This window comes from Frankia sp. AgB32, assembly GCF_023243045.1.
Taxonomy (GTDB): Bacteria; Actinomycetota; Actinomycetes; order Frankiales; family Frankiaceae; genus Frankia.
The window spans coordinates 1-16,746 of record NZ_JALKFX010000081.1; the positions used below are offsets into that span (position 1 = coordinate 1).

Below are 16,746 nucleotides of genomic sequence, written 5' to 3' on the forward strand. Positions count from 1 at the left end.
GCCGGGGCCCGGTCCCACGCCACCAACCGCCACTCCGGCCCGACACCGATCGACCCGACCACCGGCCGACCCGTGCGCCCCCCCCCCCCCCGGGGCCGGGGGGGGGGGGGGCGGGGGGGGGGGGCGCCCCCCCCCCCCGCGGCGCCGGCCGCACCGGCCGACGCCGCCAGCCTGCCGACTCCCGTGGCGCCGCCTGAGGTCGAGCCGGCCACCCCCGCGGGGCGCACCCGACAGCAGCCGGTACCGGACATTCCGCCGCCGTCCAGCCCGCCGCCGGTGTTCGTCAAGGGACTGGAGCCGCGGCGGCCTTCCGGTGGGCTGCGTTACACGGCACCGTCGGTCGACGGTGGCTCCGGGCCGGTCACCATGCTCGACAACGGTGCCACCACCGGACGGCCGGTGGGCGGTGGAGTGGGCGACGCTGCCCTGGGTGGTTCGGCGACGGATGCGAACAACCGCCCGGCGCGCAATGCGCCCTGCCCGTGCGGCTCAGGCCGCAAGTACAAGCGCTGCCACGGTGATCCCGCCCGGCGTAACGCCGAATAGGGACCGTGGGGTCCGGCCGGGCGACGGAGCCGGCCGGACCCGATCGCGCGGGCAGAGGTCCGTGGCCGGCGCTCAGCCGACCTGCAGGGTGGTCACCCGCCAGCGGCCACTGGCCGACTCCATCCGCAGGGCGAGCGCTGCCACCCGCGTGCCCCGGTTGATCACCGCGGACACCTCGGCCACACCGGGCCGGGGCTCGCTCACCCGAACGCTGCGTACCTGTGTGCGGCGTCGGCCGAACTGCGCGGCAGTGCGTTCGAGATCGCTCTGGAGCCGGGGTGTCGTCCAGTTGGCGAGGTGGGAGACCGGGCGGATCCCGCCGAGCGCCTCGACGATCGCGCGGACGACGATGACCGCCGCCTGCCCGGGCGGGGCGATCCGCCGCCCGTCGGCCCTCGGCCGCTGACCGCCGGCTGGCGGGGAACCGGTCGAGGGATGCACCGGCCGTCCGGAGTCGGCGTGGAGCTGGTCCGGCACGGTCAGGCGGCGCGGGGTGCGATCCACCAGCGCGGTGGGGCCATGGCAGGAGCCCTGCTGCCCGCCGGTGCCGACGTGGCGACCGCCCGAGGCGCCGTGGCCGAGGCGGCTGTGCGCCGCCCGGCCAGGGACGCCCGTGGCAGCCTGCGCACCGCGTTCGTCGTCGAAGGGCGGTTCGGTTGCGGGAACGGGGAGCAGCCGCATGCTGGAGGCCGACGATGATCGGCGCGGCAGGGTCTGGGTACAGGTGGCGGTCACGGCTGGCTCCGAGGGGGAGGGCGGGGTCAGGGCCCGGATGGTGGGGTGAGGCGTTGGCCGGGAAGGATCATGTTCGGGTCGTGGCCGATCACGTCCATGTTGGCGGACCACCAGCGATGCCACTCCGCCGAGATCTGCTCCTGCGTCGCGTTCGCCCCGAGGTGCCGGGCGGCGATCGTCCACAGGCTGTCTCCGCGCAGGACGACGATGTCGCCGTCGGCGGCGCCACCGGTTGTCGCCCCGGCGGCGGGCACACCGGTGCCGCGATGCGCTGGTGGGACGACGGGATCCCGCGACGGGGTCGTGGCCGCGGGGGCGGCGGGGCTGGATTGCGCGGGGCTGGACGGTGCGGGGGTGGGGGGGCCCCCCCCGCGGGGGGGGGGGGGGGGGGGGCCCCCCCCCCCCCCCGGCCGTCAGCGCGTCGCGGACTGGCGTTCCAGGGCGATGTCGAGCAGTTCGTCGGTCGCGACCAGCTTGACCCGCGGCCGGCCGGAGGAGTTGCCGATGGACCGCTCGGCGGCATCGATGAGCTGCCAGCCCTGCTCGGTGACCAGGTGTGGCTGACGGCCGCGCAGCCAGGTCTCGATCTCGCCGTCGGGGTCGAAGGCGATGCCGCGCTCGTGGCGGTGCAGCGTGCCGGCCTCGAGATCGGCGAACAGGCGGGCGACGGACTCGGCGGCACACTTCTTGTTCGTGCCGATGATGCCGGTCGGGCCACGCTTGATCCAGCCGGCGACGTACTCGCGCTCCACTCCTTGGACCCGGCCCTCGTCGTTCGGGATCACGCCGCGGCGCTCGTCGAAGGGCAGGCCCTCGATCGCCACCCCGCGGTAGCCGACCGCCCGCAGCACCAGCGACGTCGCCACGGTCTCCCGCTCGCCGGTGTCGACCGCGCTGACCCAGCCGTCGGCGTCGATCCGCAGCGCGTTGCGCGCGAACACGATCTCCTCGACCCGCCCGTCGCCACGGATCTCCACCGGCGTGCGCTGGAAACGCATCGTGATGTGGCGGGCTCCCTGCGCGGTCGGCGTGGCCGCGTAGCCGCGCAGCACCGCGAGGTTCCGCTTCGCCGGGCGGGACAGGGCGTCCTCGCCGAGCTGGTCGGCGACCTCGGCGGGGTCGACGTCCACGCCGGACTCGGTGAAATCGGGCAGTTCCTTCAGCTCGGGCGTGGTGAACGCGCCCTGGGCGGCGCCGCGGCGGCCGACGACCATCACCTCGGTGGTGGAGCTTTCCTTCAGCGCGGCGAGCGCGTGGTCGGCGATGTCGGTGCGGCTCAGCCGCTCGTGCGGTGAGCAGAGGATGCGGGCCACGTCGAGCGCGACGTTGCCGGCGCCGATCACCACGGCGCGTTCGCCGCTGAAGTCGAACGTGAGGTCTGCGTAGTCCGGATGGCCGTTGTACCAGCCGACGAAGTCCACCGCGGACACGCTGCCGGGCAGGTCCTCACCGGGAATGCCCAGGCGCCGGTCGCTCTGCGCGCCCACCGCGTAGAGCACCGCGTCGTAGCGGGCGGTCAGCTCCTCCCGGGTGACATCCCGGCCGATGTGCACATTGCCGAAGAAGCGGAAGTTCTCGTGCGCGGCGATCGTCGCATACACCCCGGACACCGTCTTGATCTTGGGGTGGTCCGGGGCGACCCCGGAGCGGACCAGGCCCCACGGCGTGGCGAGCCGCTCGTACATGTCCACCCGGATCGGCACCGCAGTCTGCTCGAGCAGGGAGCTGGCCGCGTAGAAGCCGGACGGGCCGGAGCCGACGACGGCAACGGTCAGCGGCACTGTTCCCTCTGGCATGAATCCGTCCTTCCGTGGCACTGTCCGCGCCCGGCAGACGGACACGACAGAATGATGCGCAGACCGCCTGGAATGTGCGTCGCTGCCCATGCCGCGGGTTGGCGGGGAACCCCGGACAGAATGCGTGTCTTCTCCTCCGGGCGTCGGTCAGTGCGTTCGCGTAACGCGCGGCCAACGGTCACGAGCCGGACCGTTCCTGGACGTCCTGACCGCGCTTCCTCAACGTAGAGAAGTCGGGATCGCGACGCAAGAACAGTCGCTTCTCCGCGGGCCGCCGGTCGGCGAACCACGGAACCGACGCGGGCAGACGGCCGACGACACCCGGCCACCGCATCGGGCGCCTGGCCCCCGGACCGTAACCAGCTGATGCTCAGTCCAGCACGTGCCCAGAACAGTAGGTTCCTGGGGTGACCGCAGAGTCGCGGGACGTCAGGTAGGGGACGTCGGCGCCGTCGCGGGCCGAGCGCTCCGCTTCCCGGGCCTTCGAGCGCACGAGCCGGCCGACGACGATGCGGTGGCCGCCGGGTCGATCACCAGTTGCCGATATGCCCAACCGGCCGGCCTGGAGAGCCAGGGTGACCCCGTCTCGGTCAGGGTTCCGCTTCTCCGGTGGCGTCGATGATGTCGCGGCGCACCCGCTCGTGGGAGCGGGCTGATCGGCTGGGGACCGATCGGCCCTGGGGCGGGTGATCTGCACGGGGCGGGGGCGGCCCGGTGCGGCAGGGAGGCGTGCGGCAGGGAGGTGAAGGTTGGAGCTCCCCGGTGCTGGTCGGCTGTGTCGTGGCCGAGGACGACTCGTCGGGCCCGCCGAGTGGGAGGTGTCGATCGACCCGTCGATCATGCGGGTCCACCCGCACGCAGCCGGTACCCCCACGCCGTCCCGAAGGGCCAAACGGGGACGGCCCGATCAACACACGCACCCGCGAAACTGCCCGGGAAACGAAGGGTCCCGGCCAGCCGAGAGGTGGGCTGACCAGCAAGGTTCGTGCCGCAGCGGACGAGAAGGGGTCGCCTGTTGTCAGTGGTACCGACTGCTGCGCATGCCAACGATTCCACCCGGGTCGCCGTCCGATTTGCAGTGATTCGAAGCTCTTGGTGAAATTCGTGGCGAATACTACGATCTTAACGCTGGAAGTCACGCATGTTGCGGCGCAGATCCTCCTGCTCGGGGAAGGTCGACAGATCGCTGTTCGCCCGCCCCCCCCCGGGCCCAGTATTGCTGTTCACGGATCCGTCTTGGCTCACCCGCCACGTCGGAAGGCCAGCGACTCCAGCAGCCAGATTCGATCCGTACGGACTGCTACTATTCAATATAGGTGGATCTTCCGACGTGGCGTGGAGCGGCGCACTTGTCCTATCGCATGCGCGGGCGGCGCTGCCGTCCGTTGTTGCCTATCTGTCTGCGCCGCATCAAAGCCGCGCAGGAGCTGGCTCCGCGCGGTGACGCGGGCCGGCAGATCTGGGGTGCCGCGGAAAGCCAACCGCGGGCAGCTCGCTGGCGCATCTTCGGTGTGCGCGCGAGCCGTGTCTTGTTGATGATGGCAGCCTTGGCGGCTACTCCACTGGCCTCGGTGTGCATTATGGGATGCTTTCCCGGAAATATTTCGCCGCCATCTCAGCAGGCGTATCAAAACCAGATCGGAAACGATAGGGCTGCGTTGGTCGACGGATCCGTCCGATATCCGGAGTATCTCAGTCTGTATGTCGGTGCGGCGGAAATGGTGTCCGTACAGGTCGCCGGCGAGAAAGTGACCTGCACGAGCGGCGAGGGTCGGGCGGTAGACATCTCATGTGCGTCAAAATTGCAGAGTGCCTTGTCTGGGCAAATCCAAGTCGGCGGCCTGTTCCGTCTTCATCTCAGCTCTCCGATGGGTCAAGGGATAGCTGTACGGCTGGATTCGGAGGAGGCTCAGAACGTCATTGGCCTCGACGATTCCAGTACCTGGGTCTGGTCGGTCCTGGCGAATAAAGCCGGATATTTTGAGCTAACGCTTTCCGTCGAGATCGACCGGGCTGATACGGATGTTCCGTTGAAGACTTGGAACTTCAGTATACCGATAAAAGTCGTGCTGCCAGAGGCTGCCGCTCCGGTCGAAAGGCTGGGAGATACTCGCAAGACGAACCGGTCTGTCAAAGTCGTGCAAATCGGGCTGCCGATACTTGCGCCCGCATTTCTTGTCCCTATCGGTATGATTTTAGTTAAGAAGGGCGCCTGGAGGGGTGCGTCGATGGCTCTTCGGAAGGGGACTTCCGTCGAGCGGATCAGGTTGCGACGCGAGGCTGCCGGCAGTAATTTACTGGCGAATCCACCCGAAGTTGACGGAAATCCCAACCGTTTCGGGCTGATGGGATTCGAGGTCGATGCGCTCGCGTCTGCCTTCCAGGCGCCGTCGGCTGCTACGAATCTACTACGATCGGCGGGACTGCGGCCCGAGGAATTTTTATCCTTCCATGCAAGCGCGAACGCAAAGGTGTTCTGGCGCGAGGTCTCAGTGGAGCTCGAGCATGGACGCGCCCCCGGTGGGGCTCAACAACTACTCGCCGCCGCGGCGCTACTATATCCGGCAAACAGCGCGTTTCAAACACGTTTTTCCGGTTGCCGGTTTTTGCCTGGCGGCGGTGAATCGGTCGCCGGATTGGAATGACCGCATCCGTGCGATGCCCGCCGGACGCTGGGCGGGCCGGGGCCCAGGTCAGACGTCCCCGTGCCAGGCGCCGAGGCCACCGGATCCCAGCCCCGAGGCGCCGATGCGGCGCAGGAACTCCTCGACGAGATCCACCAGTTCCCGCACGACGTCGTACGGGGTGTCCGTGGAGAGCACCGCGGGCAGCTGGGCGTCGGCGCTGCCGGCGAAGGCCCGGTTGCTCGACCGGATCATGGCGGCGAACACGGGCACCCCGAGGTCGGCGATCTGGTCGATGTGGCGGCGCAGGAAGCTCGTCGGCCGCCCCCGGTAGTACTGGACCATCATGAGCACGACGCCGAGCACCCGCGGGTCGAGCTGCTTGACCTCCGGATGCAGCCCGGACTGCAGTTCGGCGACCCGGTTGTACTCCCAGACGAACCGGCCGAGCTTGCCGAGCAGATGCTCGATGCCGAGCGTGGACAGCAGGTCCGGGCGGGCGGGGACGAGGACGTGGTCGCAGGCCGCGATCGCCGCCCGGGTGACCACCCCGAAGTGCGGCGGGCAGTCGATGAGGACCAGGTCGTAGGCGTGCATGTCGAACGACGCCAGCCCGGTCGACAGCCGCTGGTAGACGTCGAAGTAGTGCCGGGTCGACCGGTGGGCCTGCGCCCCGCCGAGACGGGCGGTGAGGTCCATCTCGACGTCACCGAGGGACAGATGCGAGGCCAGCAGGTCCAGGCGGCCGCCGCCGGGGGCCACGGCCAGCGCCGCGTCGGGCGGGGTGGTCACGTAGCCGGCCAGCGGCGGCGGCAGCGTGTCGGGCCGCCAGGTCTCGAACCATGCCTTGATGGTGCGCCGCTGGTCGGCGAGGTCCGCGCGCCAGACCTCCGGCCGGTAGAAGGAGAAGGTGAGGTTCGCCTGCGGGTCCAGGTCGACGAGCAGCACCCGTCGGCCGAGCCGGGCGATGGCGGTGCCGATGTTCGCGGTCAGGGTGGTCTTGCCGACCCCGCCCTTGTAGCTGGCGATCGCCACGACTTTCACCGCAACCTCCCTCCCGACGTGCGCGGTCCGCCTGGTCGCGGCATGGTGGGAATGCTCTGTGGCCGAACGGGCGTCCCCTCTGTGCACGGCTCACAAGCAGACTACGGCCCGGGGGAAATATCGCCCTTCGCCCTGTTCGGCATGGGGGAGGGCGGTGCGGAACCGGCTGGCCCGAACGGGTGACGGCTGCGGGTGGGACCACGGCGGCGCATCGTCGTGACTGGCCCGAACGGGGCCGCTGATGGCCGGATCGGGCGGCCGGCCGGGCCGTTCGGGCCCTGCGTCACGGCCACGTGCGGGGCCCGTCGGCCCGGGGCGGCCCGCGCGGGTCAGGGCGGGCCGGGAGGCCGGCGGTGCGAAAGGCGACGCCGCGAACCGGGCGTCGGGGGTACCGGAACAGGCGAGCGGGCCCCGCTCAGTCCGGGGCGCCGCCGTCGAGGCAGCGGGTCAGCCAGTCGGCGGACTCGGCGAACTGGACTTCGGAGGGTCCCGGGCGCACGCTCGGCCGGGCCTGCCCGGCCCGCGGGTACGAGCCGAGGAAACGGACCTTCGGGCACAGCCGATACAGCCCCATCAGCGCCTCGGCGACGCGGCGGTCGCTGGCGTGCCCCTCGACGTCGATCGAGAAGCAGTACTGGCCGAGGCCCTCGCCGGTCGGCCGGGACTCGATCCGCATCAGGTTCACCCCCCGCACGGCCCACTCCTGCAGCAGTTCCAGCAGCGCGCCCGGATGGTTGTGGGCGAGCCACGCCACCGCGGAGGTCTTGTCCGCCCGGGTCGGCGCCCCGATGCGGCCGGGCCGGCCGAGCAGCACGAACCGGGTGGTGGCGCCGGCGACGTCGTTGATGTCGGTGATCAGCGCCTCCAGCCCGTAGCGGGTCGCGGTGAACGCGCCCGCGAACGCGCAGTCGAACCGGCCGTCGCGCACCAGCCGGGCGCCCTCGGCGTTCGAGGGGGCGGACTCCCACTCCGCGTGCGGCAGGTGCGTCGCGAGCCACCGCCGCACCTGGGCCTGGGCGACGGGATGCCCGGTGACCGTCTTGACGTCGTCGAGCGTGGTACCGGGCCGGACCAGCAGCGCGAAGCTGATCGGCAGCACCACCTCGCGGTAGATCATCAACGGTTCGCCGGTGGCGAGTTCGTCGAGCGTCGTGGTGACGGCGCCTTCGACGGAGTTCTCGATCGGTACCAGCGCCCCGGCGGCGTCACCGCTGCGCACCGCGTCCAGCGCCGCCGTCACGGTACGTGACGGGATCAGCCTGGCGTCCGCCGCCTCCGGCAGCGTCCGCAGTGCGACCTCGGTGAACGTCCCCTCGGGGCCGAGGTAGGTGTAACGGGCCCGGGCGGGCACAGCTGGCCTCCTGGTGAATGGGGCGGCGCCCGCCGGCGCCGCGTGGAGGCTGGGATCAACGGAGCAGGGGTCACGGAGCCATGGACGTCACCACCGGCACGGCGGCACAGGCGGCACAGGCGGCACAGATGTCACGGGCGGCACAGATGGCACAGCCGTCACAGATGCCGCAGCAGCGCCGTGGGGTCCTCCACGGCGTCGGCGACGAAGCGCAGGAACTCCCCGGCGGTCGCGCCGTCACAGACCCGGTGGTCGAAGGTGAACGACAGCTGCACGACACTGCGCACCGCCAGCGCGCCGTCCACCACCCAGGGACGGGAGACGATCCGCCCGACGCCGAGCATCGCCGTCTGCGGGTGGTGGATGATCGGGGTGGCGCCGTCGACGCCGAACACGCCGTAGTTGTTCAGCGTGAACGTCCCGCCGGTGAGCTGCGCCGGGCTCAGCCGGCCCGCCCGGGCGGTCCCGGTCAGGTCGGTGATCTCGGCGGCGAGCCGGGCGGTGGTGAGGTCCTGGGCGTCGCGGACGACGGGCACCGCCAGGCCGCGCGGCGTCTGCGCCGCGAAGCCGAGGTGGACGGCGTCGTGCTGGCGCACCCCGACGGCCCGTCCCGCGGCGTCGGTGACCACGGAGGAGTTCAGCGCGGGCGCGCGCAGCAACGCGGCGACGCACACCCGGGCGAGGATCGCCAGCAGCCCGATGCGCGGCTCGGCGCCCCCGGCGTTGAGCGCGTTCTTCGCTGCCAGCAGGGCCGTGGCGTCCGCGTCGACCCAGCAGGTGGCGTCGGGCACCTCCCGGCGGCTGCGGGTGAAGACCTCCGCGGCGCGCCGGCGCGGCGCGTCGAACGGTTCGAACTCCCCGCCGAGGTCGCCACCGCCACCGCCGACGTGATCGGGCGCGACACCCTCGACGACGGAGCCGTCGATCACGGCCTCCACGTCCCGGCGCATGATCAACCCGTTCGGGCCGCTGCCGGGCAGCGCCCGCAGGTCGACGCCGTGGTCGCGGGCGAGCCGGCGGACCAGCGGCGAGACGACCGCGACGGCGGTCCCGTCCGCGCCGGCCTGCCGTACGGGCCCGGCGGAGCTGACCGGCATCCCCGACCCGGTGGGCACGCCACCGACGGCGCCGCCCCGGCCCGCGGGCGCACCGGTGAGGCCGGACCGGGGACCCGGCGAGGAGGCCGGGCGGGTCGACGGGTGGGCGCCGGCCGGCCGGGTCGGTGCCGCCGGCGCGGCCTCCGGGCGGGGAGCCGGAATGGCGGCCCCGCCGAGGCGCCGGCGGCGCGGCCGGGGCGGTTCGGCGCGCACGCCGTAGCCGACGAGGATGTTGCCCGGGCCCGCCTCGGCGCGCGCCGGCACCGGGGCGCCCTGCTGGTCACCCACGGCGACCGTGATCAGTGCCGCCCCGACAGGGACGGCGGTGCCCGCCGGGCCGGCCAGGGAGGTCACCACCCCGGCATACGGGCAGGGCACCTCGACGAGTGCCTTGGCGGTCTCCACCTCGGCGACCGGCTGGTCGATCGTGATGACGTCGCCGACGTCGACGAACCAGCGGACCACCTCGGCGGAGGCCAGGCCCTCGCCAAGATCGGGAAGAGCGAACTCGCGTACCTCGGCCACCGGCTTACTGCTCCCACTGGAGTCGGGCGACCGCGTCGAGGACACGGTCGACGCTGGGCAGGTGGTGCTTCTCGAGCATCGGCGGCGGGTAGGGGATGTCGTAGCCGGTGACCCGCAGCACCGGAGCGGCGAGATGGTGGAAGCACTGCTCGCCGATGCGGGCGGCGACCTCCGCGCCGACCCCGCCGAACCCGCTCGCCTCGTGCACGACGACGGCCCGCCCGGTGGCACGCACCGCGGCGCAGACCGTCTCGTCGTCGAACGGCACCAGCGAACGCAGGTCCACCACGGCCAGATCGAGGCCGTCGGCCCGGGCCGCCTGCGCGGCGGCCAGGCAGATCGGCAGCGACGGCCCGTAGGTGATCAGTGTCGCCGACGTCCCCGCCCGCCGCACGACCGCCCGGCCGATCGGCGCCACCTGGTCCTGCGCACCGGACGTCGCACCCGCGGCCGGCTCGGTGCCGCCGGGCGGGTCCGCGGACCAGTAGAGCCGCTTCGGTTCGAGGAAGACCACCGGGTCGTCCGAGGCGATCGCCGCCCGCAGCAACCCGTAGCCGTCCGCGACCGTCGCCGGGGTGACGACGTGCAGCCCGGGCGTGTGCGCGTAGTAGGCCTCGCTGGAGTCGCTGTGGTGCTCGACGCCGCCGACACCGCCGCCGTAGGGCACCCGGATCGTGATCGGCAGGCCGACCCGACCGCCGGTGCGGTTGCGCATCTTCGCGACATGCGAGACGAGCTGCTCGAACGCCGGGTAGGCGAAGGCGTCGAACTGCATCTCGACGACCGGGCGCAGCCCGTACATGGCCATCCCGATCGCGGTGCCGAGGATGCCGGCCTCGGCCAGCGGCGTGTCCAGGCAGCGGGCGGCTCCGAACTCGGCGGCCAGCCCGTCGGTGACCCGGAAGACGCCGCCGAGGGCGCCGACGTCCTCCCCGAGGACGTGCACATCGGGGTCGTCGCGCAACGAGTCCCGCAGCGCCGCGTTGAGGGCGCCCACCATCGTCGTCGGGCTCATGCGGCACCGCCCCGGGTGGTGCCGGCGCCGGCATCGGGACCTCGGTCGTCGACACCACCGGCGGCCAGCCCGTCGGCGGTCAGGTCGTTCGCCGTCAGGTTGTCACTGTCGAACTCGTCGCCGTCGAGGTGGAAGGGGTCGTCGCCCGGGTCGTCCGCCTCGTCGGCGAGGCGGGCCGCGAGCTCGGCGGCCTGCGCGCGCAGCTGGCTGGTCGGCTCGGCGTAGACGTGCGTGAACAGCGTGGCCGGGTCGGGTTCCGGCGCGGCCTCGAACTCGGCGCGGATCCGCCCGGCGAGTTCCTCCGCGGCGCGCGCCAGCTCCGCCGCGCCGGCGTCGTCCAGCAGGCCCTGCGCCCGCAGGTGCGCGTCCAGCAGGGTGAGCGGGTCACGGGCCCGCCAGGCCTCGACCTCGCCGGCGCTGCGGTAACGCGTCGCGTCGTCGGCGTTGGTGTGCGCGTCGAGCCGGTAGGTGATCGCCTCGACCAGCACGGGCCCGCGGCCCGACCGGGCGTGCTCGACGGCATCGGAGAGCACCTGGTGCACGGCGAGCGCGTCGTTGCCGTCGACGAGCCGGCCGACCATGCCGTAGCCGACGGCCTTGTGCGCGAGCGTCGGCGCGGCGCTCTGACGCGCCAGCGGGACCGAGATCGCGTACCCGTTGTTCTGCACGAGGAACACCACCGGCGCGCGGAGCACCGCGGCGAAGTTCAGCGCCTCGTGGAAGTCGCCCTCACTGGTGCCGCCGTCGCCGACCAGGGCCAGCGCCACGAGCTGCTCGTCGGCGGCGGGGTTCGCGGCGGCCCGCAGACGGGCGGCGTGGGCGAGCCCGACGGCGTGCGCGGCCTGGGTGGCCAGCGGCGTCGACAGCGGAGCGATCCGGTGCTCGTACGGGTCGTAGCCGCAGTGCGCGTGCCCGCGCATCAGCGTCAGCGCGTCGATCGGCCGGACCCCGCGGGCGACGACGGCGAGGGTGTCGCGGTAGCTCGGGAACAGCCAGTCCTGGGGGCGCAGCACCATCGCCGCGCCGACCTGGCAGGCCTCCTGCCCGGTCGACGCCGGGTAGACGGCGAGCCGGCCCTGCCGCGTCAGCGTCGTGGCCTGCTGGTTGAACCGGCGGGCGAGGACGAGCCGACGGTGGAGGTCCCGCGCGAGCTCGGGATCGAACGCGGCCGCGGCCTCGGTGCCCAGGACGCGGACCGGCTCGGGGTCGGGCAGCAACGGCGCCGCGTCCCGGCGCGGGCCGTGGGAGTGCGGCGGCCCCACGAGATCAGGCGACGTGCTGTGGTCAACGAGGGTCATTGCCCGCCTTCGGGACTCGGATGGGAATCGTGGATCGTGAAGAGATCGCGATCGGGTGACGCGATCCGCGGCGGCCGGCCGCGACGGGACTTCGGCGGCGGGCCGAGGGTGCCGTTGATGGTCGCGATCCGTCTCCAGCCACCCTTTCCGCCGCCGGCCGGTCGTGGCGGCCCGCAGAAGAGACCACACAACCCGGGTATGGCCGGCCTCTCCCGAACGATTCTCCTCGACCTTCACCCGGCTGGGCCGTGGTCATTCTCACGCCGAACTGACAGCGATAGTGGTGTTTGTAAACGCCGGCGCCTTCGACGTTTTGTAGAAATGGCACCAAGGGGTGCCGTCCGGGTGTCGTCGGCCGCGCCGTTACGCCGCGGCGCCCCGGCGGCCACCGATAAGAACGACCAAAGGAAGAACGCAGGTCGGCGGCAACTCCGCCGGCGCCGCCACGTCGCCGTGTGCCCGGCCGTGCGGAATGACCGCGAATGCGGCAGCCCCGGAACGTGGGATTCAAAACCGTCCGTGTGCGAATTCGCGGATCCACCGTCCACGTCTCGACGGACGTCGGTTTCCCGGCCGGCGCATCCCCGCGATGATGCCCGGCGGGCCGGGTGGCGCGGCCCGAGAAAAGGCGAACCCCCGGCCGCCGTCGTGGCGTCCAGGCTGGGCGCCACGCGGGTCCGGGGGTTCTGGCGGCGCGCCGGTCGCGCCGCGGGATCAGGACGTCAGGAGTGCTGCCGCCAGGGTCAGGCGTCGAGGACGCCGGCGGCGAGCATGCCGGCGAGGGCCACGGCGACGACGATGCGGTAGCAGACGAAGGCGTCGAAGGTGTGCCGGGCGACGAACTTCAGCAGCCAGGCGATCGACGCGTAGGCGACGACGAAGGAGACGACGGTGCCGACGACCACCGGCAGCACGGACACCCCGCCACCGACGGCGTCCTTGAGTTCGTAAAGCCCGGCGCCGGTCAGGGCGGGAATGGACAGGAAGAACGACAGCCGGGTCGCGGCGACCCGGTCCAGGTCGCGGATGAGGCTCGTGGAGATCGTTGCTCCGGACCGGGAGAACCCGGGGAACAACAGGGCGAGGATCTGCGACGCGCCGACCACCAGCGCGTCGGTGCGGGTGATGTCGTCCTCGCCGCGCTTGTGCTGGCCGTACCGGTCGGCGAACCACATGAAGGCACTGCCGGCGACGAGTGACGCGGCCACCACCCACAACGACGCCAGCGGCCCGTCGATCAGCGGCTTCGTCGCGACACCGACCAGCACCACCGGAATGGTCGCGTAGATCACCCACCAGGTGAAGGTGTAGTCCCGGTTCTGCCGCGCCTCGGCGTGGGCCAGGCCGCGGAACCAGGCGGTGACAAGGCGTCTGATGTCGGTGAAGAAGTACACCAGCACGGCGGCGATCGCGCCGACCTGGATGACGGCGGTGAAACCGACGACCGCCTTGTCGTCGACGGGGATGTTCAGCAGTCCCTCGGTGATCTTCAGGTGGCCGGTCGAGGAGACCGGCAGGAACTCGGTCAGCCCCTCCACGACGCCGAGGAGAACGGCCTGGCCAACGCTGATGACACTCACGCGATCATTACCCTAAGTGGTCCAGGCGCGGCGGCAGGCCCGCGCGGTCGGAGGCCGGCGGCAGGCGGGCACGGGCCGCCGCGCCGGCGTCCCGCCCCCGCTCAAGCCGGCTGAGGTCTGGTCAGAACCGCACAGTAGAACACCGTGCGTGTGCGCCCGATGTGAGGGTCGACGACGCCCGCGGCCCTGGCCGGTGTCCGGCCGATCATGGTGGGGGCATCCGGACACCGCTGGTCGGGGTCCCCGGGGCGGCTTCGGTCACCACCACCGGCGGCGGAGCGTCGCCGCGGCGGTGGCCGCCGCGCCGGTGGCCGCGGTACTCGCGTACCACCGGGATGGCGGACAGTGCCACGATCGCCAGCGAGATGGGGATCATGTACCGCTCGATCGGGATCGTCTGGCCGAGCGCGTAACCGAGCAGGGTCACCCCGGCCGCCCACAGCACCCCGCCGAGCATGTTGTACGCGGTGAACAGCCGCGCGGGTATCCCGACGACGCCGGCCAGCGGGTTCATGAACGTCCGCACGACCGGCACGAACCGGGCCAGCACGACGGCGCGCCCGAAGCCGTACCGGTCCAGTACCTCACGGGCCCGCTCGACGTACTCCCGCCGGAACAACCGCGAGTCAGGACGGTCGAACAGCCGCGGCCCGGCCCGCCGGCCGATCAGATAGCCGGTCTGGGCCCCGGCGATGGCGGCGAGCACGACCCCCGGCAGAACGGCACCGAGGTGCAGGTGCGGCCCCGACGACGCCGACCCGGCCGCGCACAGCGCACCCGCGAGGAACAACAGGGAGTCGCCGGGCAGGAAGAAGCCGACGAACAGCCCGGTCTCGGCGAAGACCACCACCATGAGGCCGAGCAGGCCGACCGACGAGGCGATCGACGACGGGTCGAGAACATTGAGCGCGAGAATGTCGGGCATGCCGGCCTCAGCCCTGCTGGCCGTGACGGCCCGGGCCGCCAGGATCGACGTCGAGGGGGCGAACCCGCAGGGGACCGGTCCGCTCGGCGTCGGCGAACCCGTCGTCGGTCCAGCCGTCGTCGGTCCAGCCCGGCCTGTTCCAGCCGGTCTCGTTCCCGCCGAACTCGTTTCCGCCGGGGGCGACGCGCCGCGCGTCGCGCCAGCCTGTGTCGCTCCGGGTGGGCAGGGGGATGCGGGCGGCGGTCGCCGGTTCGGTGACCGTGGGGCGCTGCACGTCGCGGCGGGAGTGGGCGGCGTAGGCGACGAGGCCGATGATGAGGACCGTCGCGACCGCGCTCACCACGCCGTCGCCGAGGCCGACGCCGTGGCGGTGCGCAGGCTTGCCGAGCCAGTCGGCGAACGACGCGCCCAGCGGGCGGGTGACGACGTAGGCGGCCCAGAACGCGGCCACCTCGCCGAGGCCGAACCAGCGCCGGGCGATCACCGGCACGACGATGATCGCCGCGAACATCAGGCCCGACGGCAGGAACCCGAGATGCAGGGTGCTGGCCGTGACGTCACCGAGGGCGGTGCCGAGGGCGAAGGTGGCCAGCACCGTCAGCCAGTAGTAGGTCTCCCGGCGGCGGGTGACGATCGAGTGGATCGACAGCGTCCCCTCGACACGGTGCCACCGCCACAGGACCACGGCGAGCACGATCGCGTAGAACACCGCGGAGCCGACATGGCCGATCGGCGGCCCGTCGGCGGCCATCGTGCCGAACACGGCGAGCATGACCACCGCGAACCAGTAGACCGACGCCCGGTAGCGCGGGGCGCGTAGCTGCAGCGCCATGGCGACGGCGAACCCGACGACGCCGACCGCCGCGGCGAGGACCAGGTTCACCCCGGCGAGGAAGTCCGCCGTGGCCTCCCCCATCCCGGTCGAGAGGATCTTGATGGTCCAGAACAGCGCCGTGATCTCCGGGACCTTGGCCGCGAGGGGTTCCCGGCGACGAGCCCGGTGGGACGGGGACAGTGGCATCGGGTGCTCTTTCCGGTGGTGGGGGTAGGAGGGACGCCAGCCGGCCGCCGGCCGGGTCAACCCGGACATGGGCCTGCACGACGCACACCATCACGGAGGCGATGTGAGGACCGTGTGCGCAGGAGCGTCCGTACGTCTCCTCATGCCGCTGTTGATCTTCGGTGCGAAGGGGGCGTGGCCGCGCGGAGGGTCCAGCCCGCCGGCAACTCGTCGGGTCGCCCCACTGGTGTCCGGTTGGCGCCGGTGTGTGAGAATTTCCGGGCTGTCACGCTACGTGAGAGATGCCAGGATTCGTTGGAGGGATGACACTGATACCGGCAGGTGGTGCAGCGAAAAGAGTCTTCCGTACCTTTTTCTCCCTTGCCCTGGTCACCGCGGTGATCGGGTGCTCGGGGAAGGCGGCGGCACCCCCACCGGCAGCTACGAGCCCGGCCCGACCAGCTGTGATCAACCGGGCGATCCGCGCGGTGAATCTCGGCAACCTCGAATGGTTCGACGACGCGACCTCGGCGACCATCCGCCTCACGAATGGCCGGGGCGAACGGTTGGCCGACGTTGTGGAGGGGCGGATCACCTCGACCATGACAGGTCCGGTCGTCTACGCCGATGTCGACGGCGATGGCGACGAGGACGCGGCGGCCGGCCTGCACAGCGTGGGCGAGCAGCTGGTCGCCGACTCCTGGTCCGTGTGGCTCTGGCAGGACGGACGGCCCCTGCAGGTCCGCCGCCCGATCGCTGTCACCAGCCGTTGTGACAAGCCCATTGAATCCGTCGCCGCCGAACCGACGGGTTTCCGCGTTCGCGCGTTTGTCGCAATCCGAGGTGATGACTGCGCCACCGGTGGGTCGCTGCCCGTCACGTATGTCGCCGCGGTCCGGGATGGATGGCCGGTGCGGATCGAGCCTACCTACGGACCGATCGAGACCTGCGATCCGCGGTACCTGATCCACCCGGTGCGGCCGCAGGGCGCCACGGTGCTGCGGACCTCGCAGGACGACAGATCGCCTGCCGTCACCGCGACGACGCGTTTCAGTCGTCTTCTCGTCAACTGGGTGGATGCCAGCCCGTACCTGGAGCCCGGGGAGTCGACAAGGTGGGTACTGTTACTTGCCGAAAAGAAGTCCGGGAAAACAACTCGACAATGGTGCGGCTGGGTTCGACTTTCCTATCCGCTCTCCTGAGGAGCAGG

14 protein-coding genes are annotated in these 16,746 nt (G+C 71.9%); 3 read left to right on the forward strand and 11 right to left on the reverse strand.

Annotated features, from left to right (window positions below; translation table 11 throughout):
• A partial coding sequence (locus MXD60_RS19885) for an SEC-C metal-binding domain-containing protein (protein ID WP_248820833.1) occupies positions 1-546 on the forward strand: 546 nt, incomplete at its 5' end.
• A 72-nt stretch (positions 547-618) separates the two neighbouring features.
• Here the strand turns inward: MXD60_RS19885 and MXD60_RS19890 are convergent.
• From MXD60_RS19890 to MXD60_RS19900, 3 genes are all read right to left on the reverse strand, one after another.
• On the reverse strand, positions 619-1,281 hold the full coding sequence (locus tag MXD60_RS19890; RefSeq protein WP_248820834.1) for an Rv3235 family protein: 663 nt from the start codon (positions 1,279-1,281) through the stop codon (positions 619-621).
• 26 nt (positions 1,282-1,307) lie between these two features.
• Complete coding sequence (locus tag MXD60_RS19895) at positions 1,308-1,535, reverse strand: LysM peptidoglycan-binding domain-containing protein (protein ID WP_248820835.1); 228 nt, start codon at positions 1,533-1,535, stop codon at positions 1,308-1,310.
• Between the two features lie 159 nt (positions 1,536-1,694).
• The gene (locus MXD60_RS19900; protein WP_248820836.1) at positions 1,695-3,077 is read right to left on the reverse strand and encodes an FAD-dependent oxidoreductase; all 1,383 of its coding nucleotides are present in this window, start codon (positions 3,075-3,077) and stop codon (positions 1,695-1,697) included.
• A 1,349-nt stretch (positions 3,078-4,426) separates the two neighbouring features.
• Here MXD60_RS19900 and MXD60_RS19905 point away from each other — a divergent pair.
• Entirely contained in the window at positions 4,427-5,722 is a 1,296-nt protein-coding gene (locus tag MXD60_RS19905; RefSeq protein WP_248820837.1) for an effector-associated domain EAD1-containing protein, read from the forward strand.
• Between the two features lie 48 nt (positions 5,723-5,770).
• Here MXD60_RS19905 and MXD60_RS19910 read toward each other — a convergent pair whose 3' ends face one another.
• From MXD60_RS19910 to MXD60_RS19945, 8 genes are all read right to left on the reverse strand, one after another.
• A complete protein-coding gene (locus tag MXD60_RS19910) occupies positions 5,771-6,745 on the reverse strand; it encodes a ParA family protein (RefSeq protein WP_248820838.1) in 975 nt (324 codons plus the stop codon).
• Positions 6,746-7,160: 415 nt separating this feature from the next.
• Complete coding sequence (pheA, locus tag MXD60_RS19915) at positions 7,161-8,096, reverse strand: prephenate dehydratase (RefSeq protein ID WP_248820839.1); 936 nt, start codon at positions 8,094-8,096, stop codon at positions 7,161-7,163.
• 158 nt (positions 8,097-8,254) lie between these two features.
• The gene (locus MXD60_RS19920; RefSeq protein ID WP_248820840.1) at positions 8,255-9,718 is read right to left on the reverse strand and encodes a dihydrolipoamide acetyltransferase family protein; all 1,464 of its coding nucleotides are present in this window, start codon (positions 9,716-9,718) and stop codon (positions 8,255-8,257) included.
• Between the two features lie 4 nt (positions 9,719-9,722).
• Complete coding sequence (locus MXD60_RS19925) at positions 9,723-10,733, reverse strand: alpha-ketoacid dehydrogenase subunit beta (protein ID WP_248820841.1); 1,011 nt, start codon at positions 10,731-10,733, stop codon at positions 9,723-9,725.
• Positions 10,730-12,031 (reverse strand): pyruvate dehydrogenase (acetyl-transferring) E1 component subunit alpha, encoded by a 1,302-nt coding sequence (gene pdhA / locus MXD60_RS19930; RefSeq protein WP_248820842.1) that lies wholly within the window; start codon positions 12,029-12,031, stop codon positions 10,730-10,732. The genes MXD60_RS19925 and pdhA overlap by 4 nt, the downstream gene beginning before the upstream one ends.
• A 743-nt stretch (positions 12,032-12,774) precedes the next feature.
• Positions 12,775-13,611 carry an undecaprenyl-diphosphate phosphatase gene (locus MXD60_RS19935; RefSeq protein WP_248820843.1) on the reverse strand — a complete coding sequence of 279 codons (837 nt, stop codon included), beginning with the start codon at positions 13,609-13,611 and terminating at the stop codon, positions 12,775-12,777.
• A 205-nt stretch (positions 13,612-13,816) separates the two neighbouring features.
• Positions 13,817-14,536, reverse strand: a complete 720-nt coding sequence (locus MXD60_RS19940) for a DedA family protein (RefSeq protein ID WP_248820844.1) — start codon at positions 14,534-14,536, stop codon at positions 13,817-13,819.
• 7 nt (positions 14,537-14,543) lie between these two features.
• Positions 14,544-15,557, reverse strand: coding sequence for a COG4705 family protein (locus MXD60_RS19945; RefSeq protein ID WP_248820845.1), 1,014 nt, complete (start codon positions 15,555-15,557; stop codon positions 14,544-14,546).
• A gap of 467 nt (positions 15,558-16,024) precedes the next feature.
• Between MXD60_RS19945 and MXD60_RS19950 the strand changes: the two genes are divergently transcribed.
• Positions 16,025-16,738, forward strand: a complete 714-nt coding sequence (locus MXD60_RS19950) for a hypothetical protein (RefSeq protein WP_248820846.1) — start codon at positions 16,025-16,027, stop codon at positions 16,736-16,738.
• The last annotated feature ends 8 nt before the right edge of the window (positions 16,739-16,746 follow it).